Origin of the sequence: Kitasatospora sp. NPDC048298 (assembly GCF_043201465.1) — a bacterium.
In the GTDB taxonomy this organism is placed as follows: Bacteria; Actinomycetota; Actinomycetes; order Streptomycetales; family Streptomycetaceae; genus Kitasatospora.
This window is the reverse complement of the sequence record NZ_JBICYZ010000008.1, coordinates 163,715-188,674: the sequence shown is the minus strand read 5'-3', so window position 1 is coordinate 188,674 and position 24,960 is coordinate 163,715. Positions and strand designations below refer to the sequence as shown.

The window sequence follows — 24,960 nt, the reverse complement described above, 5'->3', positions numbered from 1 at the left end:
CCAGGTCCTGCGTCACCCCACAACCCCGGCCTCGCACGAACGGGTGAATTCCAGGCCGACCCCTCACCCACCCGCTGCCACGAACGCCAGCATGAACCGCATGACCACCACGCACCCCCGAGCCGAGCGGGCCGCCCAGGCCCGGGCCGCCCAAACCCAGCTCGCCGCCGACGGAATCGACGGGGTGGTGTTCGGCTGGGTCGACAACGCCGGGATCACCCGGGTGAAGTCCGTCCCGCTCACCCAGCTCCAACACGCCGCCGAACACGGTGTCGGCGCCGTACCCTGCTTCGACGTCTCCCTGGTGGACGACTCCTTCACCACCGCGCCCTCGAGCACCGGCCCCGTGGGCGACCTACGGCTCGTCCCCGACCTCGACCGGCTCACCCCGCTCGCCGCCCAGCCCGGCTGGGCCTGGGCGCCCGCCGACCGCTACACCCAGGACGGCACCCCGCACCCCGGCTGCCAGCGCGGCTTCGCCCGCCGGCTCACCGAGGCCGTCGAGCGGCGCGGGTTCTCGGTACGGGCCGGGATCGAGGTCGAGTGGGTGGTCGCCGACGCCGCCGGAGCCCCCGCGACGACCGCTCCGGGTTACGGGATGACCCGCTTCATCGAGCACTCCGACTACCTGCGGGAGGTGCTGCGCGCCCTCACCGACCAGGGGCTGGCCGTCGCCCAGCTCCACCCCGAGTACGCCGCCGGGCAGTTCGAGGTCTCGGTCGCCGCCGAAGGGCCCGTCGAGGCAGCAGACACCGCCATGCTGGTACGCCACACCATCCGGGCCGTCTCCGCTCGACGCGGCCTGCGGGTCTCGTACGCGCCCCTGTTCACCGAGGGCTCGGTCGGCAACGGCGGCCACCTGCACCTCAGCCTCTGGCGGGACGGCCGGAACCTCGGGCACGGCGGCCCCGGCCGCCACGGACTGCACCCCGAAGCCGAACAGTTCCTCGCGGGCATCCTGGCCGAACTGCCCGCCCTGCTCGCCCTCGGCGCACCCAGCGCCGCCTCCTACCTGCGGCTGGTCCCCTCCCACTTCGCCGGGGCCTACCGCTGCTGGGGCCTGGAGAACCGCGAGGCGGCGCTGCGCCTGATCACCGGCTCCGCCGCCGGGCAGGCCAACGCCGAACTCAAGTGCTTCGACGCCGCCGCCAACCCCTACCTGGCGATCGGCGGCGCACTGGCCGCCGGCCTCGCCGGCCTCGACGCCGCCCTCCCCCTCCCGCCCGAGACCCCGACCGACCCCGCCGCCCTCGACGACGCCGAACGCCTCCCGGCGACCCTGCCCGAGGCGATCGACGCCTACGAGAAGTCCGCCGTCCTGCGCCAGTCACTCGGCCCCGAACTGTACGAAACCGTCTTGGCCGTCCGACGCGCCGAGGCCGACCTGTTCGCGATGCGCACGGACGCCGAAGTCATCGCCGCCACCCGCTGGCGCTACTGACGCCCGGACCGTCGCGCCGCCTGCCCGAGCCCGTCATCCTGCCTGGAGGACTGCTCGGTGGTCCGGCCGGGTTACCAAACCGGTTCGAGCCCGGCGTCCTGGTCATGGGCGGCGGTACCGGGGCTGGTTTCCGGCGTCCGGGTCTCGTCGCGGAGGAGCTCGGTGATCCGGTCGGCGACGCCGGTGGGGAGGCGGACGGTGCGCTGTTCGATTCCGTACGGGGTACCGATGGTCGGCCGGCCGTCGTCCCCGGCAATGGCCGAGGAACTCTTCCCACGGAGCCTCTGCGCACGGATGGCGAGAGCTTGGGCGCTCAGATGCTGTTGGCGATGCGCTCGTGGTCCCGTTCGCCCTCGCGGGTCTGGATACCAGCGGCGAGCAGCTTGTGGGCGAGTTCGGTGACCTCATCGCCGAACGCCGCGAACAGGCCCTCGTTCTCAACGGCGTACGCCGCACGCGGAATCGGCGGCGCGACCGCGTCGACCGCGGCCTTCGTGATGGAGATCACCTCCGGCCGGAGGCCGGCGATCCGTCGGGCGAGGGTGTCGACGAAGGAATCGAGTTCTGCGGCGGGCAGGGCACGGTTGATCAGGCCGTACCGTTCCGCGAGCTCCGCACCCACGAGTTCGGCGCCGAGGATGAGCTCCAGCGCACGGGCCCTTCCCGCCAGGCGCGTCATATTCACCGTGCCGCCGCCTCCGGGGAGGATCCCCATCAAGGACTCCGGCTGCCCCTGCCCCGACTTACCGATGGCCGCGAATCGCATGTCCAGGTACATGAAGAACTCGTTGCCCGCGCCGCGCGCGAAGCCCGCCAGCTTGCCGATGGTGACCTGCGGCAGCGAGCGGACCTCCTCGCTCATCGCCTGGAGGATGTTCAGGCCCTCCGGGACGGTCGAGCCCGGCGCGGCCGCGATCGCAGCGCGAGTGGCTGCAGGCAGCGCGTCAGGGTCGGTGAGGTACGCCATGTCACCGTGCGCAACGAAGAACTCCGGGTCAGCGCTCTCGAAGACAATGACGCGGACGTCGGCGTCGTCCCGCACACGTGCGACGAATGCCCGGAGTGACGGCAGGAGGACCGCGTCCATCAGATTGAGCGGCGGGTGATCGATTGTCACCGTCGCGACCCCGTCCGAGATGTCGATCGTCAGGGCGGGAAGGTCTTCGTAGCTCATGAGGTGGCTCCATATCGCGGCAAGGGACGGTCCGTGACCGGGCCGCCGGCTGGGGACAGCGTCGCGAATCTCAGCATCGCGACTGACACTGAGTATCAGATTAGAAACCTGTATCCGAAGAAGCAAACGAGTGTGTCGGAGTACACTCGTCCCCATGAGTGCAGCGCCAGTCGGTACCCGTGAGATCAGCCGCCACGCGGTGCGAGCAGAGCTGGCCCGCGTCGCGTTCAACCGGTTCTGCCTCACCGGCTTCAACCAGGTCACCTTCGCCGACCTCTCCGAAGCCGCCGGAGTGTCACGGAGCACCTTCCTGCGCTACTTCGGCACCAAGGAAGACGTGGTCCTGTTCGTCTTCGACCCTGTCGGTGGCGTCATCACCGACGCGCTCGATGCCGAGCGGGCCAACCAGGACGACTGGAGCAGGCTGCGCAACGCCCTGGAGTCAGCCGTGAGGTTCCTCGTGGGCGACGTTCAGGAACTCGTGACGATCCTCGGCCTCATTGAGCAGACCCCCGCCCTGTGCGCACGCCTCCGCGAGAAGCAGGCTGAATGGCGACCGGAGATCGTCGCCCGACTGCAGAAGACGACCTCCTCGACCGACGGGTCATCGGTCATCGCCAACGTTCGCGTAGCGGCGGCGCTCGAAGTCCTGTGGATCGTCCTCGGGCAATGGAGTGCGAGCGACGGCCAAGAGGACCTCGGCAGACTGCTGGACGCTGCGTTCGCTGCCTTCTCGACCCCTGCATGCCAGTAGACGGACGCTCCGTTGTAAAGGGCCGGCGCGGCGGCTTCAGACCGAGCGCAGGTCGGTGGCCGCACGTCCCGAGAGCCATGATGATCTGGTACTGCGTCTCCCAGGTACGGGTGTCGCGAACCTCCCTCCGAAGGGCCTCCAGCAGCGACGGACCCGCGCTGGAGTCATCCGGGCGCCGGCCCGTCCGCCCGGGCCCGGGCTCCGGCAGAGGGCATGCGGCACGTTCGGAATGACGCTCCCACCGGTCAAGTCGCGCGAGTGGGCGGTGCGCCTGCCACCGCACGGATAGATTGCGTGGTGGGGTCGGCCGGCTCCGGGGCGGTGGGACGACCACCGTTCGTCACCTGGGTCCGTGGGCGGGCCCGGGAGCGTCGACTTGGGGAGTTGGGGGAACAGATGCGGTTTCTGGAACGGGAACGCGCCGCGGTGGCGAAGCTGTTGCCGGGCTTGGACGAGGCCCTGCGGGCGGTGCCGCTCATGGAGTTGGAGGGCACGGGCAGCCCCGGCATTCGATTCTTCCGCGAGAGCGGCGGCGCCGCGCTGTTGGCGCCGGCCTCGCAACAGGGGCGGGGCGCCACCACGTTGGACGCCCTACGAGTGCAGCGCGCCCTGGGCGCCCGGACGCCGTCCGTGGCCTCGGCCACCGCCGCGCACCACTTCTCGCTGGCCGTCCTGCTCGCCTTGGCCTCCGTCGGCGACAGCATGCTGCCGCAGCTCGTCGAGGGTGTGGTCACCAGCGATCGCCTCATGGCGTTCGCGTTCTCCGAGGAACACTACGGCGCCGGGATCCTCTCCCCGGCGGTGACAGCCGTGGCTGAGTCCGACCTGGTGCGAGTCAGCGGCGCGGCGCGCCCGGGCGGTCTGGCCTCCTCGATGGACCTCCTCATGGCCGCCGTCACCGTCCCGCGCTCGGACGGCAAGGGCGAGGAAACGGCGGTAGCGCTGCTGCCCGCCGAAAGTGACGGCCTGAACGTGGACCGAGCGGACAACGAGCGGGTCACCCTGGACGGTGTCGCCGTACCGCCCGACCTGCTGGTGCGGTCCTCCGCCCTGGACGGACACCTCGAAGCCGCGCTGACCACGGGCCTCGCCCAGTACCAGCTGCTGACGACGGCCGGTTGCCTGGGGGCCGCGAGCGCGCTGGTCGAGCAGGTGCTGCTCGACACCCGGGTGCCGGAGTCCGAGCGGGTGCGACTGCTGGTGGAGACCGAGGCCGCGATGGCGGCCGCGGAGGGCGTCGCCCGCCGGATCGACGACGGCGCCGCGGATACCTCGATCCTCGCCGACGCCCTCTACACCCGGTACAGCGTGCAGGACACCCTCTACCGGGTGATCCCGCGCGCGACGGAACTCCTCGCCGACCTCGGCTCCGTCGGCGCCGACGAGGTCGCCCACCTCGCCGGCCGCGCCAACGACCTGGCCCTGCGGCCGCCGGCACGGCTCCGGGCGAGCGGCCCGCTGGCGGCGTACCTGGCGGGCGGACCGCTCACCGTCGTCTGATTCGCGCCCGGCATCGACGCCTCCGGATTGCGGCGTGGGCGGGTCGGGAGGGCACGCGCCGTCCCGGCCCTGGGCCACCTCGCGATCCGCCAGGGCGCGAACGTCCGCTTCACCAAGACGAGCCGGTCGCCCACTGAAGGAGGGGTGGCCTAGGGTCACAGCCGTGACCTATCCGGGTCCTTCCCCGGCTCTCAAGGAGTTCCTGGCGGCACTCCGTCGTGGCGAAGAACGCTCGGGGGTGGTTACCTCGATCGAGACCTTCGGCGTGTTCGTCGACGTTGACGGAGCCCCCGAGCCCACGGCACCGGACTGGCACCGGCGGCCCGGCGCCCGCGCACCACAGAAGCCGCGCCGTCAACCTCGCCCGTCGGAATCGGCGGCGAGGCGGCCGAGCATCGCCATCACGATGATCCGCGTCTTCTTGTCGTTCGTCACCGCGCAGTGGGCGTCGACGCCCCGCTCGTCCGGTGCCGCATCCGGGTCGGTCAGGCCCAACCGGACCAGGTCGACGGCGTACTCGTGACACCGGGAGTAGTCCGCCGCGGCGCTCACCGCCTCGACGTGGTCGATGCGGACAGGATCCTCGGCACGGAACAGCGCCGGGGTGGGCACAGGGCCCAGCGTCTCCCCGATCCACACCGACACGGCCTCCCGGGAGCAGCCCTGCCCGAGCTTCGAAGCGTTCGCGGCGGTGAGTGCCAGATGGACAAGGAGCAACCCGAACCACTGGGCGACCTCGTCCGGAGGGGTGTCCACGCCCGTCGGCGGCATCACGGCCTGGTACAGCGCAGCCACGTCATCGTCGCGCGCGGCCGCGACGACGGCCTTCACGGCGCTGCCGAGGGCAGCCTGGTCGATGGTCACGTCGGTGGTTCTCCTCGTAGTCGGCAGCGCCAACGTACCGCTCCCGTTGGGGGATCGGTGCGGCTTGCGCACGGTTCGGCACCCAGGCCCGAGCCGACGCTCTGGTGGGGTCGGTCGCAGAACGACCCCACCAGGCTTCGCGGTGGTGTCAGCTACCCGAGGCTCTCTGCGACGTGGACGAGTTCCTCGTCCGAGAGCCGCGGCGGACCACCGGTGGTGACGACGAAGGTGTACGTCCCGTCGGACCATGTCACCGAACGGGGCGCGCCGTTGGAGTCCGGTGGCGTGATGGTCGCAGGGTGGCCCTTGACGACGGCGGCCCGGCCGACCGGCGGTGTGCTGTTCCGGAGGGTCTGGCTGATGATCAGGGACCCCTGTTCGGGCCCGGTTCCCAGCCGGTATCCGCTGGCCCAGGGCGGGATGTCGGTCGGGAGCGGAGCCAGGCCGGGCAGGTGGACCATCCTGCCCGCGGGGTAGGGGTAGTAGTTCTCCGGAAGGAACGCGGGCCGCCGGAGGTCGCGCTCGTCGAAGTGCACGGCGGGCTTGCCGGTGGCGTCGTTCAGGGCCCTGGTTAGAGCGGCACAGCGACCCCACCACAGCACCACCGGGCCGCGAAGGGCCAGGCCTCCCGCGAGCGGTGGGAGGCCGGGCCGTTCGGCGTCAGGTGCGGGCTTGCGGTGTCAGTGCTGGATGGTGGGGTGCAGGGTGGTGACGGCGCCGTAGTGGCCGTCCGAGGCGGCGCCGACCTCGATTCCGACGGGCGCGGTGGGGGTTCGCTTGAGGCCGACTCGGAAGGTGTACGTGACCGGGTTGCCGTTCATCGCGCCGTCCAGCTGGGCCGGTGCGACGCCGAGCCGTCCGTTGCAGTCCTCGGTCACTTCGAAGGACTTCCACTCGTTGCCGATCTTGGCCTCGACGGTGACGTCCTGCCCGGTCAGGCCCTGGCTGGCGGGCAGGGACAGGTACACGGTCGGGCGCAGCCGGTGCGGGCCGTCGGGCGAGGTGATGTTGAAGGTGAACTCGGTGGGGGTTGTGCCGATGACGAGCGGGGAGGGCTTGGAGGCGGAGGCCACGGCCGGGCGGTGGCTGTCGACGACCGAGGTGGTCACGGTGCCCTTGGTGAGCACCTGGTAGGTGGACGGTGTGACGGCGTCGGCTTCGACGAGCAGCCGGCCCGGCTGGTTGCTCGCGTCGAGCACCATCCGGTACTCGACGGTGCGGCTCTCGCCCGCGGCCAGGGTGAAGGCCGCGTCGTTGCCGGTGCCGGCGTAGTCCGTGCCGCCGCCCTGGCTGAGTGAGGGCATGGCCTTCCAGCCGGAGGTGTCCTTGCGCTCCAGGGTGCCCTGTGCCATGGCGAGTATCCGCTGGCACTGCGCGCCTTCGTACTGCTGGGTGGCGACCACCGGGGCCACGCTGCGGGTGCCCGAGGGGTCGTTGTTCTTCCAGGTGACCGAGAACGAGACCTGGTTGCCGACCTGGATCTTCTGGCCCTGGTGGAGGCCGTTGAAGGTGATCCCGATGCCGCCGGCGGGCTTGGCCGGGGCCTTGGTGGGGGGCTTCGCGGTGGGCTTGGTGGCGGCCTTGGTGTCGGTCTTGGCGGGCACGGCCGCGGGGGCCTGCTCGGCCGGGGCCTCGGCGGCGGGCGTGGCGGTGGTCGGCGCGGCCGGGGTGGTGTCGGCCGGGGCGGGGGTGGTCGGGACGGCGCCCGCGCCGGGGGTGGCCGAGGAGCTGACCGAGGGGGCGGAGGCGGCGACGGACGATCCGCCGTTGGTCGGGCCGCAGGCGGCGACACCGGCGGCGGCGACGACGGCCAGCGGAACGATCTTCGCAATACGGGCGATAACGGACGCGTTCATGTGACAGTCCCCCCGAGGACACGGTGATGGTGGTTTCGATCGGATGAGCGGGCGCCCACTGTCGCGCCCCGAGGAGCCGGCCCGAGCCCCCCGGCTTCGCCGGCTCGCTCTCCCCGCCTCTCACCCTGATAGACGTCCATCCCGCCGGGGGGTTGCAGCCGGGTTCGAAGAAATTTTTCGCGACCCGCCCCGGAACGCCGAAAGGCGCCGTGACCAGGGAAGAACCCCGGCCACGGCGCCCGCACCGTCAGCACCCCGAATGCCCCGGTCCGCGACGACGTCGAGCTCTTCTACGACGGCCTGGACGCGGCCAAGACCCGCGCGACATCGACCGACTGCTCGCCCGGGCGCTGGACGAGGACTGCTTGCGCGACGGCGAACAGCACCCTTCCCTGCGCCAGCCCCTCCCAGGAGTAGCCCCTGGGGCCCGGATCTGTTGCGGTCCGGGCCCCAGGTCAACGTTCGCCAACCGACCGACGGATCGGATCAGGGGTCGTCGCGACCGACTGCCCGCCTTGGCGTGATCATGGTTGCGGCCACAATCCGGCGGCCCGGTCGAGCCTCCCCCGCCCGGTACGACAATCCGCTCGAGCCCCCATGGTGCGGTCAGCGCGCCACAACCCTCCCCAGCGACCGGCCGGCCGACCGCACTCGGCCGGCCGGTCGCGAAACGCACGGCCACCCCACCGAGCCAGCGCCGCTCAGACCACCGCCCCGTTGCGGTCGCGCGCCCGCGCCGCGCCCGCCGCGTACGGCGCCCGTGCCTCCCCGGTCTCCCGCTGCCGCTCCGGGGACCGCCCCTGGAGCAGCACAACCACCGGCATCGCGGTGAACACCGTCGACGCCGTGCCCATCAGGACGCCGGCCAGCAGCGCCACCGAGAAGTCGGCCAGCGAGTCGCCGCCGAGGACCGCCAGTGCCACCAGGACGAACAGCGCCCCCATACCGGTGTTCACCGTCCGGGGGAGGGTCTGCGCCACGGCGCGGTCCGCGAGGTCCGCCCAGCTCGCCTTCGTCCCGGTCCGGCGCAGCTCGCGCAGCCGGTCCAGGACCACGACCGTGTCGTTGACCGAGTACCCGACGATGGTGAGCAGCGAGGCGAGGAAGACACTGTCCACCGGCTTGCCCAACCAGGCGAAGAGGCCGAGGACGAGCAGCAGGTCCTGCGCCATCGCGATCACCGCGGCGGCCGCGAAGGTCCACCGGAAGCGGATCGTGAGGTAGAGCAGCTGGGCGGCGACCGCGAGCCCGAGCGCGGCCAGCGCGTAGCCGCGCAGCTCGCTGCCGAGGCTCGGCCCGATCAGCTCGTCGCGCTCCACGGACAGCTCGCCGGTGACGCCGGTGAGCGCCTCCCGGATGCGCTGCTGCTGGTCGTCGCCGGCCTCCTTGGTGCGGACGGACACGCCGGTGTCGCCGGTGGTCTGCACCACGGCCTGCGGGAAGCCGGCGTCGACCACCGCCGCGCGGGCGGCGTCCGCGTCGACCCGCTGCGCGGCGGTGTACTGCGCCACCCGGCCACCGGTGAACTCGACGCCGAGGTCCAGGCCGCGCCCGCCGATCCCGGCCAGGGCGAGCAGCAGCAGGCCGGCGCAGGCGCCCAGCCAGCGCCGCCGGTGGCGCATCAGCCGGGGCGGCCGCCGGGTCAGCCGGGTCCGGAGCCGGCCGACGGTGGCCATGCCGGTCAGGGTGGGCCGCCGGGCGACGGCGGGCCGGCGCACCGCCCACTCGGCGAGCAGCCGGGTGATCAGCATGGCCGAGAACATCGAGGCCAGCACGCCGATCGAGAGCGTCACCCCGAAGCCCTTGACCGGGCCGGTGGCGAACACGAAGAGCAGCCCGGCGGCGAGCAGCGTCGTCACGTTGGAGTCGGCCACCGCGCTCCATGCCTTCGCGAACCCGACGCGGAGCGGGCGCCGCAGGTCGCGCTCCTTGCCGGGGCCGGCCGCCCGGGGCGCGGTGTACTCCTCCCTGGCCCGTTCGAAGACCAGCACGTTGGCGTCCACCGCCATGCCGATGGCGAGCACGAAGCCGGCCAGCCCGGGCAGGGTGAGCGTCGCGCCGAGCGCGACCACGGCGGCGTACGAGATCAGTCCGTAGAGGGCGAGCGCGACGGTGGCCAGCACGCCGAGCAGGCGGTAGACCGCGATGATGAAGGCCCCGGTGCACAGCAGGCCGACGACCGCGGCCAGGGCGCTGGCCCGGATCGCCTCGGCGCCGAGGGTGGGGCCGACGGTGCTCTGCTCGATCACCGTCACCGGGACGGGCAGGGCGCCGCCCTTGACCAGGGCGGCGAGGTCGCGGGCCTCGTCGGCCGAGAAGCCGCCGGTGATCTGCGTCGAACCGCCGGTGATCCCCTGCCCGCAGGGCACGCTGTCCTGGACGCCGGGGGCGGACAGGACGCGGTCGTCGAGCACGATGGCGACCCGGCGGGCGGGGTCGGCCGGCGCGGCGCACGCCGCCTCCCCGGTGAGCCGGGCCCAGGCGTCGCCGGCCGCGCCGCGGAAGGAGAGGTCGATGCTCCAGCCGAGGCCCGTCCGGGTGTCGAGGACGGCCGAGGCGTCCTTGACGCCGTCGCCGGTCAGCACCGGCGGGCCCAGCCGCAGGTGGCCGCCGGGGAGGCCGGGGTCGGCGAGGACCCGGGAGCCGTCCGCCGCGGGGGGTCCGGCCGGGCCGTCGGCGGCCGCGGTGACGGGGTGGAAGGTGAGCTGGGCGGTGCGGCCGATGACCCCGGCGGCCTCGCGGGGGTCCTGGACGCCGGGGAGTTCGACGACGATGCGCCGCTCCCCGGCGCGGGCGAGCGAGGGTTCGGCGACGCCGAGCCCGTCGACCCGGCGGCGCAGCACCTCCAACGCCCGGTCGGTGGCGTCCGCGTCGGCGCGGACGGTGGGCGAGTCCTGGGTCTCCAGGACGATCCGGGTGCCGCCGCGCAGGTCGAGGCCGAGGCGGGGCGGGGTGGTCAGGGCGACGTAGAGCGAGACACCGACGACGGCGAGCGCGACGAGCGCGCGCCAGAACACGGCACGGCGAGTAGACATGGGTACTCCACGGGCGGTCCGCGGGAGCCGGGCGTCCGCGGGGGACGCCGCACCCGGGACGGGCGGACGCGAGGGGACGGCGCGCCGCCGGGAACGCTCCGGGCACGGTGGCCGGAGTCCTCCCGTCCGGGCCGCGGGCAGGCCGCGACACCCGGGTCGGCGGGCGTGGTGGGACGTCAGCTGGACCGGGTGGAGGGGGGACCGCGGGTGTGGCGGGGGTCGTAGTGGTCGGACGGCGGCGCCCGCTCCTGGCGCGGCCCCGGGGCGTACACCCCGAGCCGGGGCCGGGGGGCGTCCGTCCGGGCGGCCGGGAGCGCGGCCGGCGGGAGCGCGGGCAGCCGGACGCCGGGCTCGGCGGCAGCCGTCTGCCGCTGGACGACGTCGGAGCGGGGGCGGTCCGCGGTGCGCCGGACCTCCGTGCCCGCCGGGCCGAGCCGTACGGCGGCCGGGGTGACGACGGCAGGCGGCGCGCCGGGGGCCGGCTGCGCCGCGCCCGTCGCCGTGCCGAGGAGAACCTGGCAGACGGCCCAGGCCACGAGGAACGCGCAGGACAGCGCGGCCGCCGCGGTACGACGTACGTGTCGTTCCACTCCGGCCCCCTCCCCGCTCGTGCCGTCACCCGGTCCCGTCCGCAAGAAGATCTCACTCTAGGCGACGGCGCCGCCGCGCGGGGAGGTTCGGGCGGCGGAGCGGACCGGCCGGAGCCGGGTTCACCGTCCGGCGGGGGCTTACGCGGTGCTCTCCGTCAGTGGGTCTCCCCTGCTGTGCCGCCCGCGCGGCCGAACCGGGGCAGGCGGTCACTTTCCCGAACCGGTGACGAACCGTCAGCGCCCCGGGTCGCGACGTCGCCGTCGACCACCACACCATCCGGCACACCCACGACCCGGCCGAGTCCGCCGGCCGCGCCGCCAGGATCCTGACGGAACTCCCGCCCGCCGCGGCCGGAACGGGCTGCGCGCCGGTGGTGTGCGACGTCGTTGCCGACGCCCAGGCAACGACGAAGATGCTCGCCGAACAGTTGCCCTGACGGCGTGTGGTCTAGCCTTGCGCGGTTTGCTGGTTCGACAGGGGGTTGCGAGTGAGTGATGTGTTGCGGGCGATCCATCGCTGTGATGAGGTCCCCGTGGTCATTGTCGATGGGTTCGATTCCGCTGAGGACAGTGTTGCGGGTTCAGGTCCGGCGGTGACGGTGACAGTGTGCGAGGGCCATCTCGGAGCGGCCGAGGCCTGGACGAAGGACTTCCATTCGGTCGTACGCGCGGATAAAAGCGTCGGGCAGCGGTGTGGATGGGTGCACGACTTCCGCCAGTTGGAGGTCGTCCTGCAGGCTCATGTCGATGCCTGGCTCAGCCGACTGAGTGGCTTGGACCTTGCGGACTACGACGACTGGGCGGCCTACCTTTCTGCGGCACATGAATGGCTCTGCACTCTGCACGGGCTTGAGCCAGGCCACCTTGGAGGCGGCGGGGCCGTGTCCGCGATTGGCATGGCCGCCTCCGAAGGAGGCGCCGACGGCTTGGAGGTCGCCTTGCACTTCCTTGGTCACGCCGAAATCCTCGCCGCGGTGGGGATGCTGACCGACAGCCCTGGTTCCTACTGTTGAGTGGTACGTCGGCCCCGGCTGCCATCCGGCGGATGCCGGGGCCCGACACCACGAGCTCAACCTGAGTAACGGCGCGTCCGCGGTGCGCCGGTTCTCATCGGTCCACGCCCCCCATCACCGGGTCGATGCTCGCCACGGAGACGATGACGTCCGCGACCTGCCCGCCCTCGCACATCGCCGCCACCGCCTGCAGGTTGGTGAACGACGGATCGCGGAAGTGCACCCGGTACGGCCGCGTGCCGCCGTCGGAGACGACGTGCACGCCCAGCTCGCCCCTGGCGGACTCGACCGCCACGTACGCCTGCCCCGCCGGGACGCGGAAGCCCTCCGTCACCAGCTTGAAGTGGTGGATCAGCGCCTCCATGGACTCGCCCATGATCTTGCGGATGTGGTCGAGGGAGTTGCCCAACCCGTCTGGTCCGACGGCCAGTTGGGCGGGCCAGGCGATCTTCTTGTCGGCCACCATGACCGGGCCGGGAGCCAGCCGGTCGAGGCACTGCTCGACGATCCGCAGCGACTGGCGCATCTCCTCCAGCCGGATCAGGAACCGGCCGTAGGAGTCCGCGGTATCGGCCACCGCGACGTCGAACTCGTAGGTCTCGTAGCCGCAGTACGGGTCGCTCTTGCGCAGGTCGTGCGGCAGGCCGGTGGCCCGCAGGATCGGCCCGGTGGCGCCGAGGGCCAGGCAGCCGGGCAGGTCCAGGAAGCCGACGTCGACCAGTCGGGCCTTGAAGGCGGGGTTGTGGGTCGCCAGCTTGTCGTACTCCGGGATCCGCGAGCGCAGCAGCCTGACCGCCTCGCGGATCTGGTCCGGCGCCCCCGGGGGCAGGTCCTGCGCGAGGCCGCCCGGCCGGACGTAGCCGTGGTTCATGCGCAGGCCCGTCACCAGCTCGAAGACGTCCAGGACGACCTCGCGGTCCCGGAAGCCGTAGACCATCAGTGTGGTGGAGCCGATCTCCATCCCGCCGGCGGCCAGTGCCACCAGGTGCGAGGAGATCCGGTTGAGCTCCATCATCATCACCCGGATGACGCCGGCCCGGTCCGGGACCTGCTCGGTGATCCCGAGCAGCTTCTCCACCGCCAGGCAGTAGGCCGTCTCGTTGAACAGCGGGGTCAGGTAGTCCATCCGGGTCACGAAGGTGGTGCCCTGGACCCAGCTGCGGAACTCCATGTTCTTCTCGATGCCGGTGTGGAGGTAGCCGATGCCGCAGCGGGCCTCCTTCACCGTCTCGCCGTCGATCTCCAGGACCAGGCGCAGCACGCCGTGGGTGGACGGGTGCTGCGGACCCATGTTGACGATGATCCGCTCGTCGTCCACCCGTCGCTGCGCGGCGGCGACCTCCTCCCAGTCGCCACCGGTGACGGTGTAGACGCGGCCCTCGGTCGTGTCCCGCGCTCCTGCCGACTCGTGCTCGATGCCGCTCATCAGCCGTACGACCTCCGCCCGGGTCCGTCGGTCACGGTCCGTGCGCCTGTGCCGCGGCGCACGATCGGGCGCGACGGGCCGCGGTCTCGGCAGGCCGGCCTTCGCGCCGGCCACACGGGCCCGACTCGGCGGCGCGGACCGCTCACGTCCAGGATCTCGCACATCTGCCGTGAACACCCGGCCTGACCGGCAACGCACCGGCCACGGCCATACTGCGGAACAGTCACGGGTAACGGGCCAGACAGACCGCTTTCATGATCGGCACGCGCCGCGCCGAAGGTCCGGCGGGACCGCGCAGCCGGGGCGCAGCGGCTTGCCGGGACGCGAGAGGCGGGGCACATCGACTGGCTGCCACAGGATCGGCGATTCATCACGCCTCAGGGCAGGCCGTAGCGGGCGCCTGCGTGCCGGTTACGGTTCCCCGCCTCGTCCTTCCGATCGGGGCGGGCGTCGGCGTCGGCCGAGTACCGGCGATTCAGGACTCCTTGGGCAGTGCAGGGCTGCCGTACTCCTCGAGCGCGTCGATCACGGTCCGTAGGTCCAGTCGGGTGTCCGTGCTGCCGGGACCGTTCGCTCTGGCGGACGAGAACCGGCCGTCCGGGGAGAATGCCACCCGCAGCGTCCAGTCGAACAGTGAGAACCGCATCGCCCCGTCCTGCTCGCGCGTGACCTGCCAGCCGTAGAGGTGGGCTGTCGCGCCGAGGTAGTGGGCGTCGTGGCTCACCGGTGGAAGCTCGGATTCCGTCATGGCCCGATGCTCGCGTGACCAGCGCCTCGGCGCCAGCCGCCATACTCGGCGGGGGCGGCCGAGCCGACCTGCCGCTGCGAGAAGCCCGCTCTACCGTGAAGACACGGGCGGCGCCAAGGCAGTCCCCGGCGTCGACGCCTTTTCCGAAGTGTCGCTGTCGATGCATGCCTCGTCGGTGCCGGCAACGACCGACGGCTCCGACCACCGACCGGGCGTAGCTGACTCCGCGCGGGCGATCGCGCTCACGCGGCGTTCACCGGCGGACACGTTGAACCGGAAGGAGCGAGAGGATGGGTACACCTCCGAACGATCCGGTGCCGCCCAACCCGACACCGGCGCCGGGCCCCGGCGGACCGGCGGACCGGAGCCCGTGCCCGTGCCCGGCCCGGTTCCCGCACCGGGTGGCCCCGACCCGGTACCGCCGACTCCTCCGCAGCCCGATCCGCAGCCGCCCCCTGTGCCCGCGCCGGAACCGGGGCCTCACCCTGGGCCGATGCCGGGGCCTGTACCGGCACCCGAGCCGGTCACCTGACCGGCGCGACGGACAGGGTGATTCATCGGGTCATATGGGCACCACGTCTCCGGTGAGAGTCGGCCCCTGGTTGGGCCGTTCGTGACGCGGATGTAATTGATCGTGCTCAAGGTTTTTCCGCGAGATTGGGAGCCACTGATCGAGTGACCTTCTCGACCGGAACGGAGTGTCCAGGTGCTGGAGTACCAGGGATCCCGCTCCTCCGAATGTCAGCGCGATGCCTCACCGGCGTCTGCGACGCGGTTGAGCTCGGCACCGGGGAACGGAGTCTGCTTGCTCTCCGACAGCAGCCGGCGGTGAAAGCCGTCCAGGACGACGCTGGCCCGGGCATGCCGTTCGACGATCACAGCGATCTCCGGCGGAACAGCCTCGGGCCTTCGACCTGCGATCCACTCCTGAAGGAACACGTCTGCTTCCATGCCGCCCCGGACGCGGTCGACGAGGTGGCGGATCAGATGGCTCGCGGTGTGGTAGCGGTCGTACCCGAGATGGTCCGAGAAGAACTGCCACTCTGCTGCTGAGAGTTCGAAGCCTGAGCTCAGGGCCAGTCCGAAGTCCGCGAAGTAGATCAGCCTGCCGTCGGTCAGCAGGTTGTTGAAGTGGGCGTCGAAGTGCACGAGTCCGTGAGAGCTCATGAACGCCGTGCCCCGCGCCAAAGCATCCTCCGCCCACGCAGGAGAGCCGCCGCCAGTGGCCACCGCAGTCTCCCCGTGCTCGTGCAACCACGTGCGGAGTGTCTGCGGCAGGTGTTCCAAAAACAGCACCAGGCTGCGGGAGGATCGGCCGATGGCTTCCAGTCGCTCGCGTACGGCCTGCGAGCCTTCCCAGTAGGCAACCGCTCCGTCGATGCCCCCGAACTCGTCCACGAAGCCCTCGGGAGGGGAGTCGGGCAGGACCCGCCAGTGGTACATCAGGGGAAAGCCCTCGTACTCCTTCCCGAGGACCCAATTGGTGGTCATGATGTGGACGGCCAGCTCTCGCCAGGCACCGAACCCGGCCGAGCCCACTCCGTACTGGTAGAACATCGGCAGACCGAAGAGGTTCGCCGTGGACCGGATGTTCTCCGGCTCGGTCTCGACGTCCGTCAACGGCACCCTCTTGACGAAGACCCGCGTCCCGTCGATGTCCAGCTCCGCCGACCTGCCGCCGATACCGGATCCGACCGGAGGAGCGGACGCCACGATCTCGCCGAGACGCCGGTCGCTCAGCAGGGACAGGCGGGTAGCAACGGTCCCGTAGGCGGCCAGACGTGCGTCGTGCTGAGATTCGTGGCGCATCGACGGCTCCTCTGTGCCCCGGGACCAGGGCGTCGGTGATCGCTCAAACGTAATCGACTCCCGCCGCCAAGGTCTCCCTCGGACCGCAAAACCGCTCGGCATCTGATCTGCCGTTGGCGGGCCGTTGCCCGCACGACGTGCGACGCCGACCGGTCGGCCTCTGCCGGAGGTCATTGCCCTGGTCGCCCTCTGGATCTCCATCAGGGCCCACTATCTGATGGAACGTCAGCCCCCGGCCGACTACAACACTCTGACCGGACTGACAACCGCGCTGGCACTGTGGTTCTGGAAGGACCTGGAGAACCACCACCCCGGCATCGACTCGCTCCGGACCGCTCCCGACATCGCCGCGGCCCGGAAGAGGCGGCTTCAAACCCGCGCGGTCCGCACCACCAACGAGCGCGGCAACATCGTGGAGTCCACGGTGGAGCGGGCAACCGCATCCGACAGCCTCATGACGGTGCGGGCCTTCTACCTGGACCTCGCGCGATGGGCGCTCGACGAGCCCTCCCACTGGGGCCCGTGGGCGGCCCCCTGCCCGGTCCGCGTCGACGACATTCAACACCACAAGATGAAGGCTCGCCGCAAGGCCCGGATGGACCAGCGCACCCACGAGCGCTTGCCCGTCCTCCCGGCCCTCGTCGAAGCCGTCGACCGGAACCGCAGGGCCGCCGCGGCCCGTCTGGAGGCCGCCGGACGTGTCCGGCCCGACGAGGTTGTTCACCGCCGGCGGCCAGACGCTGCAGCGCGCGGTCCTCAAGCGGCACCCGCCCCACCTCTGGGCCGAGGAACCCGGGACAGGTCGGCGCCGGAACCTTGCCCGCGAGGAGAGCAACTCGTTCTGGGGCTGGGCTGCGGTCGAGGTCCTGCACATGACCGGAGTGCGCCTCGAGGAGCTGAGTGCTGTGACCGCATAGGTTCGCCGGGTTGGCGCTGGCGGGCCCTCGGCCGGTTGGATGTCGCGAGACGTTCAGCTCGGGAGGGGGCACGATGGCAGAGCCGGTCAGGGCCCGCAGGCTCACGGACCAAGAAGGCCAGCAGTTACAGAGGATCGTGCGTCGGGGCAGCACCAACTCGGTGCGGTATCGGCGGGCGATGATGCTGCTGGCCTCGGCCGGCGGCAACCGGGTCCCGGTCATCGCCCAGCTTGTGCAGGCAGACGAGGACACGGTGCGGGACCTGATCCACCGGTTCAACGAGATCGGCTTGGCCTGCTTGGACCCTCGGTGGGCGGGAGGCCGTCCCCGCCTACTCAACCTTGACGACGAGGACTTCGTCGTCCAGACGGCCACCACCCGCCCGACCAAGCTCGGCCAGCCTTTCACCCGCTGGTCCATCCGCAAACTCCTGGCCTACCTGCGCAAAGTCCACGGTCGGGTGATCCGCATCGACCGTGAGGCCCTGCGCTGCCTACTCGCCCGGCGAGGCGTCACCTTCCAGCGCACCAAGACGTGGAAGAAGTCCACCGACCCCGAGTACGACGCCAAACTCGACCGGATCGAGCTCATCCTGGAACGCTTCCCGGACCGCACGTTCGCGTTCGACGAGTTCGGCCCGCTCGGCATCCGCCCCACTGCGGGCAGCTGCTGGGCCGAACAGGGACGGCCGAACCGGCTGCCGGCGACCTACAAGCGGACCCACGGTGTCACGTACTTCCATGGCTGCTACTCGGTCGGCGACGACAAACTCTGGGACGTCAACCGCCGTCGCAAGGGCACGACGAACTCCCTGGCCGCGCTCAGGTCGATCCGGGCCGCGCGGCCGGACGGCGCTCCGGTCTACGTGATCTTGGACAACCTGTCCGCCCACAACGGCAAGAGGATCCTGCGCTGGGCGAAGAACAACAACGTCCACCTCTGCTTCACCCCGACCAACACCTCCTGGGCCAACCCGATCGAGGCGCACTTCGGACCGCTGCGGCAGTTCACGCTCGCCAACTCGAACCATCCGAACCACACGGTCCAGACCCGCGCGCTGCACGCCTACCTGCGCTGGCGCAACGCCAACGCCCGCCACCCCGACGTCCTCACAGCCCAGCACAGAGAGCGCGCCCGTATTCGCAGCGAGAAGGGCCTCCGCTGGGGAGGAAGGACGCTCACCGAAGCGGCGTGAATGGCCCGCCTCGGCAGGATCGCTCACCCGAAGACCTAGACCGGCACGCGGACGAAGCCCTCGGTCCAGTGGTCCTCATCGAGGTCATACTCTCCGATCTGGAAGCAGTCTGGCTCGTCGGCGAAGCCCGGTAGAAGACGCGCGCGGCGCATCCGCTCTTCGACGGCGGCCTCGGAGGAGTAGATGCCGAGCAACTTGACGTCGTCGCCGTCCTGCTCGTCGATGAACACGCCCCCGTCGTCGAGGTGAATCGCCTCGTCGTTGGGGCCGGCTTCGTTCTGGTGGCTGATGTGCCAGAGGGGATAGACCTTCACGGGCGCAGGCTACCCCGGGCCCAACCGGTGAACGTTCCCGGTCAGAGCACTGAGCGCCCGGCCATGCCGCTGCTGTTCCAGCACAAGATCGGGCTGGAGGACCGCCCGATCCCCATCGACGGCATCCGCACCCTGCTCCAGGAGGCGCGCTCTGAATATCCATGGCCGCGGAGAACCTGTACCACCTACGCTCCACCCATGCGCACCGTGTTCGTCTTCCCTACAGGTGAGCGAGCTGAGACCGTTGCCTCACTCGATCGGCATTTGCCCCAGCAGCGCAAGCCGTGGGTTCTGGCTGGCGGCCTCTACATCGACATCGACGATGAGCAGACCGGCTACCTCTTCTCCGACTGGGATCCCGACGACGTGGCGGCCGTCGAAGCGGCCCTCGGTCACCAGCCAACCTGGGCAGTCCAGATCGACATCTCCGCGCGGATCGATGGAACCGCGGAGGTCCACCAACTGGTCGCACTGCTGCTTGAGCACGGAGGCGTCGCGACTGACGACTACTCCGACCGCCCCTGGACTCTGCAGGAAATCGAGTCCGGGGCCGAGTTTGACGGCCTGCGCTTCTTCGAATTTCGCACTTACCACGAGCTCTACCACCAGCGCTGACAGCACCAGCCAGACCAGTGCAGAGAAGACAATCAGAATATGACCAACCAGGATATCCACTTCGACTGCCGACGCCACGCTGAACGTGGCGTGCTCGAGGTCGTCCCGTGCATCGACCGAATACCACTCACCAACTTGATCGACCAGTTCGAAACGGATGCCGGGATGCAGCCAGCCGGAGACGCCTACGGTGGACTTATCCCGCAGTTCTTTCGGTTCGGCCCGATGGAAGACCATTTCCACGGACAGTCCACCGGAGCCATGGGGCCGAAGACGCCCGTGCTCGGCTGTGAATGCGGCGAGTGGGGATGCTGGCCGCTGATGGCCAGCATCACAGTGGAATCTGACCACGTGACCTGGGACTCCTTCGAACAGCCCCACCGCAAGGCACGCGACTACTCGGGATTCGGTCCGTTCCATTTCGACCGCCATCAATACGATGACGCCGTGAAGGCTCTGAGCGCAGTAGTCAGCTCCAATGAGACGTGAGTACAACCCACCGGATCAGCATGGGAAGGAAGCAGTCGTGTTTGACCACGTGATCGGACTACGTCCCGAGGAAGCCGCACGCTTGGCCGCGATTGTCGAGGAGTCCCGGCCAGTCCTAGAGAGCGATGGAATGGAGGCTGTTCAGACCCTCCTGGCCAAGCGCGGGATGAGCGTCATCCAGGCGATCGCAATCACCCGGGCACTACTGGGGAACGCGGAGACACCGCTCCGAGTCGCCATCGACATCGTGGCCACGAGCAAGGCTCGGCAGTAGGTTCAGAGAAGGCGGTGGGACCGGGTGCTTGCGGCGGAGGCGGCCGCCTTCATGCTCCACCCCGCCCTTCTCGTGGGCGCCGTCTTTCACCGGGCGCTCAGCAGAAAGCGGAGAACTGGATCTTCCGCGAGTTCAGAGATTCTGAAGTATCGCCTGGGCGAACCCAAGGAAGCTCAGGTGGAATTGCGACATAGAGGAGCGGAGTTCGGTTCGGAAGAAGGCGAGACTGACGGGTCGGCTCAGCTGGGGGCGGAGAACGGCATGGCATCGGCCCACTCCCAGAACGCTCGGCCTTCCGTCACCTCGCGTTCCATGATTTCGAACAGCTGAGATGCGTCCGTATCGGGTGGGATGTCGACAGCGACGTGACGGTCACCGCTCCATTCGCTCAGCAGTCCCGCTGCACTGATCCCGCTCTTGATGCGATCGACTGCCTGGGCCAGTTGTGCCGGGGCCAGGCCGGGGACGAAGAGCAACCGCAGAACACGGTGCCACCGGCGCCACCGCCAAGCTGACCTACAGCGTCACGCTCCACAACCCGGCCGCCGGGGACCACACCCTGCGCAACACCGTCACGGCGGACCGACCCGGCGGCAACTGCCCGCCCGCGGCGACCGTCGGCGAGTGCACCGCGACCGTCACGGTCCACACCTCGACCCCGGCACCGACCGGCTCGCCCACGCAGAGCCCTGGTGCGAGCACCGGCCCGAACGGTGACAGCAGCCCGGCGCCCACCGGCCAGCCCAGCCAGCCGTCCTCGGGCGGCGGCATCCTGGCCAGCACCGGCAGCCAGATCGCCCTCACCACCGGCATCGCCGCGCTCGTCATCGACGGCGGCCTGATCCTGCTGGCGGCTTCCCGCCGCAAGCGCCACCGCCGTTGTGCCGTCGGGGGCCGGCCGGGGCGCGGTCGTCCCCGGCCGGCTCCCGCACCGCACCGCCGGCGCGGGCGGCCTGACGTTCCTTCCCCGCCGCCCTTGTGGGCACCCCGGGCGTATCAGCTGGTACACGAACACTGCCCCTCTCGGCATGGTGGGTTCACGCTCGGGCTGTTGTGCTGTCCGGGTAGTGACATCGGATACCGGAGTGTGCCCATGCCCGTACACGACCATGGCCGTGAGACCGGCCGGCGCAAACCCGCTCAGCGGCCTGCCTCGCGCTCCTCCTCAACGCCCGCCCCGGGGCTGACCCCTGATCAGGGACTCCTCGGACTGCAGGCTTCGGCCGGCAACGCCGCCGTCGTTCAGATGATGCGCCGGGCCGGACTCCTCGACGACAGGCGGCGACCAGGGCACGGTGGTGGCCTCGACGACTGGCAGGCCGCGCACTCCGCGCCCGCGGTGCAGCGCTCCTCCGTCCATGCCGTCCTGCGCACCGCCGGACGGCCCCTCGACGAGGCCACCCGCACCGACATGGAGAACCGCTTCGGCGCCGACTTCACCGATGTCCGCGTCCATGACGACGGTGCCGCCAGGGCTTCCGCCGCCGAGATCGGTGCTCACGCCTACACCAGCGGGAGTCACATCGTCCTCGGCGACGGCGGCGGCGACCAGCACACTCTCGCCCACGAACTCACCCACGTCATCCAACAGCGCCAGGGCTCCGTTGCCGGCACCGACAACGGAGCGGGCCTGAAGGTCTCCGACCCCTCCGACCGCTTCGAACGCGAAGCGGAGGCCAACGCGACCCGGGTCATGCGCGCGAACGCCGGTGAGACCGCGGTCCAGCGGACACCGCGCGCGGGAACGGCCCCGGGACCGGTCCAGCGGATGGGCAAGAAGAACAGCGGTCAAGGGTCCTCGAAAGGAGATGCCGCGAAAGGCAAGCCCGTGGACGGCCCCAAGCAGGGCGACCACCTGTTCAACGCCCTCGGGGACGCGATGATCAGCCTCATCCCGAAGCTCAGGGAACAGAACGAGAACCTGCCGTCCGACCGTCCGGACGCGCAGCAGGCGGTCGGTGGCCTGATCGACGAGCTGCAGACGCTCGCGGAGCAGGCGAAGAGACTGCGGGCGAACGAGGAGTACGAATCGGCGCAGGCCGTGGTGGGGGGTGGTGCCGGCCGGGCCGGTGACGCGAACTCCCAGGTCTACGGAGAGTTCGTCCGGGCCATGCGGCACGCGGCCGCCACCGTGCACTACGGCGTCGCCTGGGAGGAAGAGCAGATGGTGGTGTCCGTGACCGACGTGACGACCGTCGCCGACCTCGAGGCGAAGATCTTCGACCAGGACGCCTACCGGAGGAAGACACAGGAGAACGGGATGAGGGGGAAGAAGAAGCAGGACGCGCTCAACGCCTGGGTCGGAACGACGAAGACTCACATGTGGAACCTGTTCCAGAAGTATCTGCAGGTCATGCGCAGGATCAACGAGGAATCCAGGTAGCCGCCGATCGTCGGACAGTTCCCATCGCCCCGCACCGAGGTCCTCACGGCACGGGGCGAGCGGCGACGGCTCCCCGACGGGTGGTCACTGCTCAGGGGCGGGCGGCAGGTGGAAGCCGACCTCGGCGCCGCCGCCGGGGGCGGCGGTCGCGAAGACGGTGCCGTGGTCGGCGGCGACGAGGTCGTGGACGATGGCCAGCCCCAGCCCCGAGCCCGGGGTGGCCTGGGTGCCGGCGGCGCGGAAGAAGCGCTCGAAGACGGCCTGCCGGTCGCCGGGGGCGATGCCGGGCCCGTGGTCGCGCACGGTCAGCCGGGTGCCGGTGATCCGGATCTCCACCGGGGTGCCGTCCGGGCTGAACTTGACGGCGTTGCCCACCAGGTTGTCCACGCAGCGTTGCAGGGCGCGCGGGCGGGCCAGCACCGGTACCGGGTCCTCGACGGTGACGGCGATCTCGCGGCCGGTTCGGCGGTGGAATCGCCGGGCGCTGTCCTCGGCGGCGGCCGGCAGGTCGAGCGGTTCCGGGTCCTCCGCGGTCTGCCGGTCGGTGGCCAACTCGACGAGCTCGCGCACGATTTCGTCGAGCGCGACGGTCTCGTTGACCAGGGTGGCGAGGATCTGCTCCTCGTCTTCGGGGGCGAGCCGGCCGCGGGCGCGCTGGAGGAGTTCGGCGCAGCCGCGCACCGAGGTCAGCGGGGTGCGCAGCTCGTGGCTGGCGTCCTGGACCAGGCGCTGCTGCTGCTCGCGGGAGCGGCGCAGCGCGCCGACCATCGACTCGAAGGCCCGGGTGAGGCCGCCGATCTCGTCGCGCCCGGCGGCGGGCAGCGGGGTGGCCAGGTCGCGGGTGGTGGTGATGTGTTCGGCGGCGGCGGCCAGGCGCCGCACCGGGCGCAGGATCCGGCCGAGGACGAGCCAGCTGAGCAGGGCGCAGGAGGCCGCGGCCGCCGCGCTGGTGACGGTGATCCGTTGCAGGAACGCCTCGTCGACCTCGGTGACCCCGGCGTAGGTCTGGCCGACCATCACCGCGCCCCGCCCGTCCGGGCGGGCCTGTGTGAGCACGCCGTAGGAGGTGCCGTCGACGGTGGCGTCCTCCTGGTGGGAGCCCTGCCCGGTGCGGGCCACCTCCAGGGCGCGGGCCGAGACCGGCAGTGCGGGACCGCCCGGGGTCAGCGGGCGTGCGGTGCCGTCGGCGGGCAGCAGCTGTTCGACGGTGTCGGGCCTGGCGGGCGGCAGGCGGCCGAGGTCCAGGGCGGCGAGCACGGTGTGGGCCCGGTCCTGGAGGCTCCGGTCGAGCTGGTCGGAGACCAGGGTGCTGACGCCGCGGTAGGCAGCGGTGACGGGCACGGCGATCGCCAGCAGGACGGAGGCGAGGACCACGAGGCCGATCCTGGTGCGCAGCATCAGACGGTCCTGACGGTGTAGCCGACGTTGCGCACGGTGTGGATCAGCCGGGGCTCGCCGTCCTCCTCGGTCTTGCGCCGCAGGTAGCCGACGTAGACGTCGAGCGAGCGCGAGTCGGTGTCGAAGTCGTAGCCCCAGATGCGCTGGTAGATCTGATGACGGGTCAGGACGGCGCCCTGGTTGCGCAGGAGCAGTTCCAGCAGGTCGAACTCGGTCTTGGTCAGGTCGAGTCGGCGTGTGCCGCGGTGGGCCAGGCGGGCGGCGGGGTCCAGGGCGAGGTCGGCGAGGGCGAGGTGGGCACTGTCGGTGCCGTCGCCGTCCTCGGCGCGGGGCGGCTCGGTGCGGCGCAGCAGGGCGCGTATCCGGGCCAGCAGTTCCTCGGTGGCGAAGGGTTTGGCGAGGTAGTCGTCGGCGCCCGCGTCCAGCCCGGCGACCCGGTCGCCGAGCTGGTGGCGGGCGGTGAGGACCAGGATGGGCAGGCGGTCGCCGCGCCGGCGCAGCATCCGGCACAGCGCGAGGCCGTCGAGGCGGGGCATGACCACGTCCACCAGCGCGAGGTCGGGGCGCCGGTGCTCCAGGAGTTCCAGGGCCTCCTGGCCGTCGGCGGTGGTGAGCACCCGGTAACCCTCGAAGCGCAGCAGGTGGTCGAGGGTACTGCGGACGCCGGGGTCGTCCTCGACGACCAGGACGGTACGCCGGGCGTCGACGATGGGATCTGTCATGGCATCATCTTCGCTGGTGGCGGGCGTGGTCATGCCGGTCGGGGGTGGCCGGTCAGCGGGTCAGCTGGTCAGCGGGTCAGCGCGGGACGGGGACGACGGTGACCGGCGGGATCGCGGACAGGCAGGAGGTGTCGCCGACCTCCCCGGTGCGGATGAAGCGGCTGGAGATCTCCAGGGCGCAGCCGGTGGACTCCATCTCCGGGAGGTGTCCGCTGTTGGGTACCGAGACGAACGCGCTGTGGCGGAACTGGGCCGCCGACAGGCGGGAGTTGACCTCGGGGGTATTGGTGTCGAGGTCTCCGGAAAGCACCAGGACGGGCACGTCGGGCAGGTTCCTGAGGTCGGTCGGCTGCGGGCGGGCGGTGCCCCGGCTCGGTCATCGCCGTGCCCTCCATGCGTCCTGCGGTCGGTGTGGGCACGACTCTGCCGGGCGCCCGTCAGCC

At 71.1% G+C, this 24,960-nt stretch carries 24 protein-coding genes and 1 pseudogene; 9 read left to right on the top strand and 16 right to left on the bottom strand.

Annotated features, from left to right (window positions below; all coding sequences use genetic code 11):
- The first annotated feature begins 100 nt into the window (after positions 1–100).
- Positions 101–1,441, top strand: a complete 1,341-nt coding sequence (locus ACGF0D_RS09930; protein ID WP_392914569.1) for a glutamine synthetase — start codon at positions 101–103, stop codon at positions 1,439–1,441.
- Positions 1,442–1,754: 313 nt separating this feature from the next.
- Here the strand turns inward: ACGF0D_RS09930 and ACGF0D_RS09925 are convergent, their stop codons facing one another.
- Entirely contained in the window at positions 1,755–2,615 is an 861-nt protein-coding gene (locus ACGF0D_RS09925) for an enoyl-CoA hydratase/isomerase family protein (protein WP_392914568.1), read from the bottom strand.
- Between the two features lie 154 nt (positions 2,616–2,769).
- Here ACGF0D_RS09925 and ACGF0D_RS09920 point away from each other — a divergent pair, with 154 nt between their 5' ends.
- On the top strand, positions 2,770–3,369 hold the full coding sequence (locus ACGF0D_RS09920) for a TetR/AcrR family transcriptional regulator (protein ID WP_392914567.1): 600 nt from the start codon (positions 2,770–2,772) through the stop codon (positions 3,367–3,369).
- Positions 3,370–3,765: 396 nt separating this feature from the next.
- Positions 3,766–4,869: an acyl-CoA dehydrogenase gene (locus ACGF0D_RS09915; RefSeq protein WP_392914566.1), complete on the top strand. Its 1,104-nt coding sequence runs from the start codon at positions 3,766–3,768 to the stop codon at positions 4,867–4,869.
- Between the two features lie 354 nt (positions 4,870–5,223).
- Here ACGF0D_RS09915 and ACGF0D_RS09910 read toward each other — a convergent pair whose 3' ends face one another.
- The 5 genes from ACGF0D_RS09910 to ACGF0D_RS09890 all read right to left on the bottom strand — a co-directional run bounded on the left by ACGF0D_RS09910 (position 5,224) and on the right by ACGF0D_RS09890 (position 11,214).
- A complete protein-coding gene (locus tag ACGF0D_RS09910) occupies positions 5,224–5,733 on the bottom strand; it encodes a hypothetical protein (protein WP_392914565.1) in 510 nt (169 codons plus the stop codon).
- Positions 5,734–5,885: 152 nt separating this feature from the next.
- Complete coding sequence (locus tag ACGF0D_RS09905; RefSeq protein WP_392914564.1) at positions 5,886–6,335, bottom strand: hypothetical protein; 450 nt, start codon at positions 6,333–6,335, stop codon at positions 5,886–5,888.
- A gap of 78 nt (positions 6,336–6,413) precedes the next feature.
- Positions 6,414–7,589: a hypothetical protein gene (locus ACGF0D_RS09900; protein WP_392914563.1), complete on the bottom strand. Its 1,176-nt coding sequence runs from the start codon at positions 7,587–7,589 to the stop codon at positions 6,414–6,416.
- 701 nt (positions 7,590–8,290) lie between these two features.
- Entirely contained in the window at positions 8,291–10,624 is a 2,334-nt protein-coding gene (gene secD, locus ACGF0D_RS09895; RefSeq protein WP_392914562.1) for a protein translocase subunit SecD, read from the bottom strand.
- 176 nt (positions 10,625–10,800) lie between these two features.
- Positions 10,801–11,214, bottom strand: coding sequence for a hypothetical protein (locus tag ACGF0D_RS09890; protein ID WP_392914561.1), 414 nt, complete (start codon positions 11,212–11,214; stop codon positions 10,801–10,803).
- A gap of 488 nt (positions 11,215–11,702) precedes the next feature.
- Here ACGF0D_RS09890 and ACGF0D_RS09885 point away from each other — a divergent pair, with 488 nt between their 5' ends.
- Complete coding sequence (locus tag ACGF0D_RS09885; protein ID WP_392880795.1) at positions 11,703–12,227, top strand: hypothetical protein; 525 nt, start codon at positions 11,703–11,705, stop codon at positions 12,225–12,227.
- Between the two features lie 94 nt (positions 12,228–12,321).
- On the opposite strand, the gene ACGF0D_RS09880 is transcribed toward ACGF0D_RS09885, so the two are convergent.
- The 3 genes from ACGF0D_RS09880 to ACGF0D_RS09870 all read right to left on the bottom strand — a co-directional run bounded on the left by ACGF0D_RS09880 (position 12,322) and on the right by ACGF0D_RS09870 (position 16,210).
- The gene (locus ACGF0D_RS09880) at positions 12,322–13,653 is read right to left on the bottom strand and encodes an NADH-quinone oxidoreductase subunit D (RefSeq protein WP_392880793.1); all 1,332 of its coding nucleotides are present in this window, start codon (positions 13,651–13,653) and stop codon (positions 12,322–12,324) included.
- Positions 13,654–14,128: 475 nt separating this feature from the next.
- Complete coding sequence (locus ACGF0D_RS09875) at positions 14,129–14,401, bottom strand: hypothetical protein (RefSeq protein WP_392880791.1); 273 nt, start codon at positions 14,399–14,401, stop codon at positions 14,129–14,131.
- A 741-nt stretch (positions 14,402–15,142) separates the two neighbouring features.
- Positions 15,143–16,210 carry a protein kinase family protein gene (locus ACGF0D_RS09870; protein WP_392914560.1) on the bottom strand — a complete coding sequence of 356 codons (1,068 nt, stop codon included), beginning with the start codon at positions 16,208–16,210 and terminating at the stop codon, positions 15,143–15,145.
- A 990-nt stretch (positions 16,211–17,200) separates the two neighbouring features.
- Between ACGF0D_RS09870 and ACGF0D_RS09865 the strand changes: the two genes are divergently transcribed.
- On the top strand, positions 17,201–18,322 hold the full coding sequence (locus ACGF0D_RS09865; protein WP_392914559.1) for an IS630 family transposase: 1,122 nt from the start codon (positions 17,201–17,203) through the stop codon (positions 18,320–18,322).
- A 35-nt stretch (positions 18,323–18,357) separates the two neighbouring features.
- On the opposite strand, the gene ACGF0D_RS09860 is transcribed toward ACGF0D_RS09865, so the two are convergent.
- Complete coding sequence (locus ACGF0D_RS09860; RefSeq protein WP_392914558.1) at positions 18,358–18,636, bottom strand: hypothetical protein; 279 nt, start codon at positions 18,634–18,636, stop codon at positions 18,358–18,360.
- A gap of 63 nt (positions 18,637–18,699) precedes the next feature.
- Here ACGF0D_RS09860 and ACGF0D_RS09855 point away from each other — a divergent pair, with 63 nt between their 5' ends.
- The 3 genes from ACGF0D_RS09855 to ACGF0D_RS09845 are packed head-to-tail and all read left to right on the top strand — an operon-like array spanning position 18,700 to position 20,014.
- On the top strand, positions 18,700–19,251 hold the full coding sequence (locus ACGF0D_RS09855) for a hypothetical protein (RefSeq protein WP_392914557.1): 552 nt from the start codon (positions 18,700–18,702) through the stop codon (positions 19,249–19,251).
- Between the two features lie 39 nt (positions 19,252–19,290).
- Positions 19,291–19,740 (top strand): hypothetical protein, encoded by a 450-nt coding sequence (locus ACGF0D_RS09850; protein ID WP_392880779.1) that lies wholly within the window; start codon positions 19,291–19,293, stop codon positions 19,738–19,740.
- Between the two features lie 37 nt (positions 19,741–19,777).
- Complete coding sequence (locus ACGF0D_RS09845; protein WP_392880777.1) at positions 19,778–20,014, top strand: hypothetical protein; 237 nt, start codon at positions 19,778–19,780, stop codon at positions 20,012–20,014.
- Positions 20,015–20,253: 239 nt separating this feature from the next.
- Here the strand turns inward: ACGF0D_RS09845 and ACGF0D_RS09840 are convergent, their stop codons facing one another.
- The 3 genes from ACGF0D_RS09840 to ACGF0D_RS09830 form a co-directional block, all read right to left on the bottom strand.
- Positions 20,254–20,490 carry a hypothetical protein gene (locus tag ACGF0D_RS09840; protein ID WP_392914556.1) on the bottom strand — a complete coding sequence of 79 codons (237 nt, stop codon included), beginning with the start codon at positions 20,488–20,490 and terminating at the stop codon, positions 20,254–20,256.
- A gap of 40 nt (positions 20,491–20,530) precedes the next feature.
- Positions 20,531–20,842 (bottom strand): hypothetical protein, encoded by a 312-nt coding sequence (locus ACGF0D_RS09835; RefSeq protein WP_392914555.1) that lies wholly within the window; start codon positions 20,840–20,842, stop codon positions 20,531–20,533.
- 337 nt (positions 20,843–21,179) lie between these two features.
- Entirely contained in the window at positions 21,180–21,470 is a 291-nt protein-coding gene (locus ACGF0D_RS09830) for a hypothetical protein (RefSeq protein WP_392914554.1), read from the bottom strand.
- Between ACGF0D_RS09830 and ACGF0D_RS09825 the strand changes: the two genes are divergently transcribed.
- Positions 21,426–22,397 (top strand): DUF4157 domain-containing protein, encoded by a 972-nt coding sequence (locus ACGF0D_RS09825; RefSeq protein ID WP_392914553.1) that lies wholly within the window; start codon positions 21,426–21,428, stop codon positions 22,395–22,397. The two genes, ACGF0D_RS09830 and ACGF0D_RS09825, sit on opposite strands and share 45 nt — an antisense overlap.
- 84 nt (positions 22,398–22,481) lie before the next feature.
- On the opposite strand, the gene ACGF0D_RS09820 is transcribed toward ACGF0D_RS09825, so the two are convergent.
- The 3 genes and pseudogenes from ACGF0D_RS09820 to ACGF0D_RS09810 all read right to left on the bottom strand — a co-directional run.
- On the bottom strand, positions 22,482–23,795 hold the full coding sequence (locus ACGF0D_RS09820; RefSeq protein ID WP_392914552.1) for an ATP-binding protein: 1,314 nt from the start codon (positions 23,793–23,795) through the stop codon (positions 22,482–22,484).
- Positions 23,795–24,517 (bottom strand): response regulator transcription factor, encoded by a 723-nt coding sequence (locus ACGF0D_RS09815; protein ID WP_392914551.1) that lies wholly within the window; start codon positions 24,515–24,517, stop codon positions 23,795–23,797. Before ACGF0D_RS09815 ends, ACGF0D_RS09820 begins: the two co-directional genes overlap by 1 nt.
- A 76-nt stretch (positions 24,518–24,593) precedes the next feature.
- Positions 24,594–24,860, bottom strand: a pseudogene (locus tag ACGF0D_RS09810) (alpha/beta fold hydrolase); the annotation flags it as partial.
- Positions 24,861–24,960: the final 100 nt, after the last annotated feature.

Coding starts and splice junctions, on each gene's coding strand:
- secD (WP_392914562.1), bottom strand. CDS start 10,624: ATGTCTACTCGCCGTGCCGTGTTCTGGCGCGCGCTCGTCGCGCTCGCC.
- ACGF0D_RS09915 (WP_392914566.1), top strand. CDS start 3,766: ATGCGGTTTCTGGAACGGGAACGCGCCGCGGTGGCGAAGCTGTTGCCG.
- ACGF0D_RS09830 (WP_392914554.1), bottom strand. CDS start 21,470: ATGGACGCGGACATCGGTGAAGTCGGCGCCGAAGCGGTTCTCCATGTC.
- ACGF0D_RS09870 (WP_392914560.1), bottom strand. CDS start 16,210: ATGCGCCACGAATCTCAGCACGACGCACGTCTGGCCGCCTACGGGACC.
- ACGF0D_RS09855 (WP_392914557.1), top strand. CDS start 18,700: ATGCCGCTGCTGTTCCAGCACAAGATCGGGCTGGAGGACCGCCCGATC.
- ACGF0D_RS09850 (WP_392880779.1), top strand. CDS start 19,291: ATGACCAACCAGGATATCCACTTCGACTGCCGACGCCACGCTGAACGT.
- ACGF0D_RS09930 (WP_392914569.1), top strand. CDS start 101: ATGACCACCACGCACCCCCGAGCCGAGCGGGCCGCCCAGGCCCGGGCC.
- ACGF0D_RS09820 (WP_392914552.1), bottom strand. CDS start 23,795: ATGCTGCGCACCAGGATCGGCCTCGTGGTCCTCGCCTCCGTCCTGCTG.
- ACGF0D_RS09900 (WP_392914563.1), bottom strand. CDS start 7,589: ATGAACGCGTCCGTTATCGCCCGTATTGCGAAGATCGTTCCGCTGGCC.
- ACGF0D_RS09815 (WP_392914551.1), bottom strand. CDS start 24,517: ATGACAGATCCCATCGTCGACGCCCGGCGTACCGTCCTGGTCGTCGAG.
- ACGF0D_RS09920 (WP_392914567.1), top strand. CDS start 2,770: ATGAGTGCAGCGCCAGTCGGTACCCGTGAGATCAGCCGCCACGCGGTG.
- ACGF0D_RS09925 (WP_392914568.1), bottom strand. CDS start 2,615: ATGAGCTACGAAGACCTTCCCGCCCTGACGATCGACATCTCGGACGGG.
- ACGF0D_RS09825 (WP_392914553.1), top strand. CDS start 21,426: ATGGAGAACCGCTTCGGCGCCGACTTCACCGATGTCCGCGTCCATGAC.
- ACGF0D_RS09865 (WP_392914559.1), top strand. CDS start 17,201: ATGGCAGAGCCGGTCAGGGCCCGCAGGCTCACGGACCAAGAAGGCCAG.
- ACGF0D_RS09880 (WP_392880793.1), bottom strand. CDS start 13,653: ATGAGCGGCATCGAGCACGAGTCGGCAGGAGCGCGGGACACGACCGAG.
- ACGF0D_RS09875 (WP_392880791.1), bottom strand. CDS start 14,401: ATGACGGAATCCGAGCTTCCACCGGTGAGCCACGACGCCCACTACCTC.
- ACGF0D_RS09835 (WP_392914555.1), bottom strand. CDS start 20,842: ATGACGAGCGCGGCGATGCCGGTGGTGAGGGCGATCTGGCTGCCGGTG.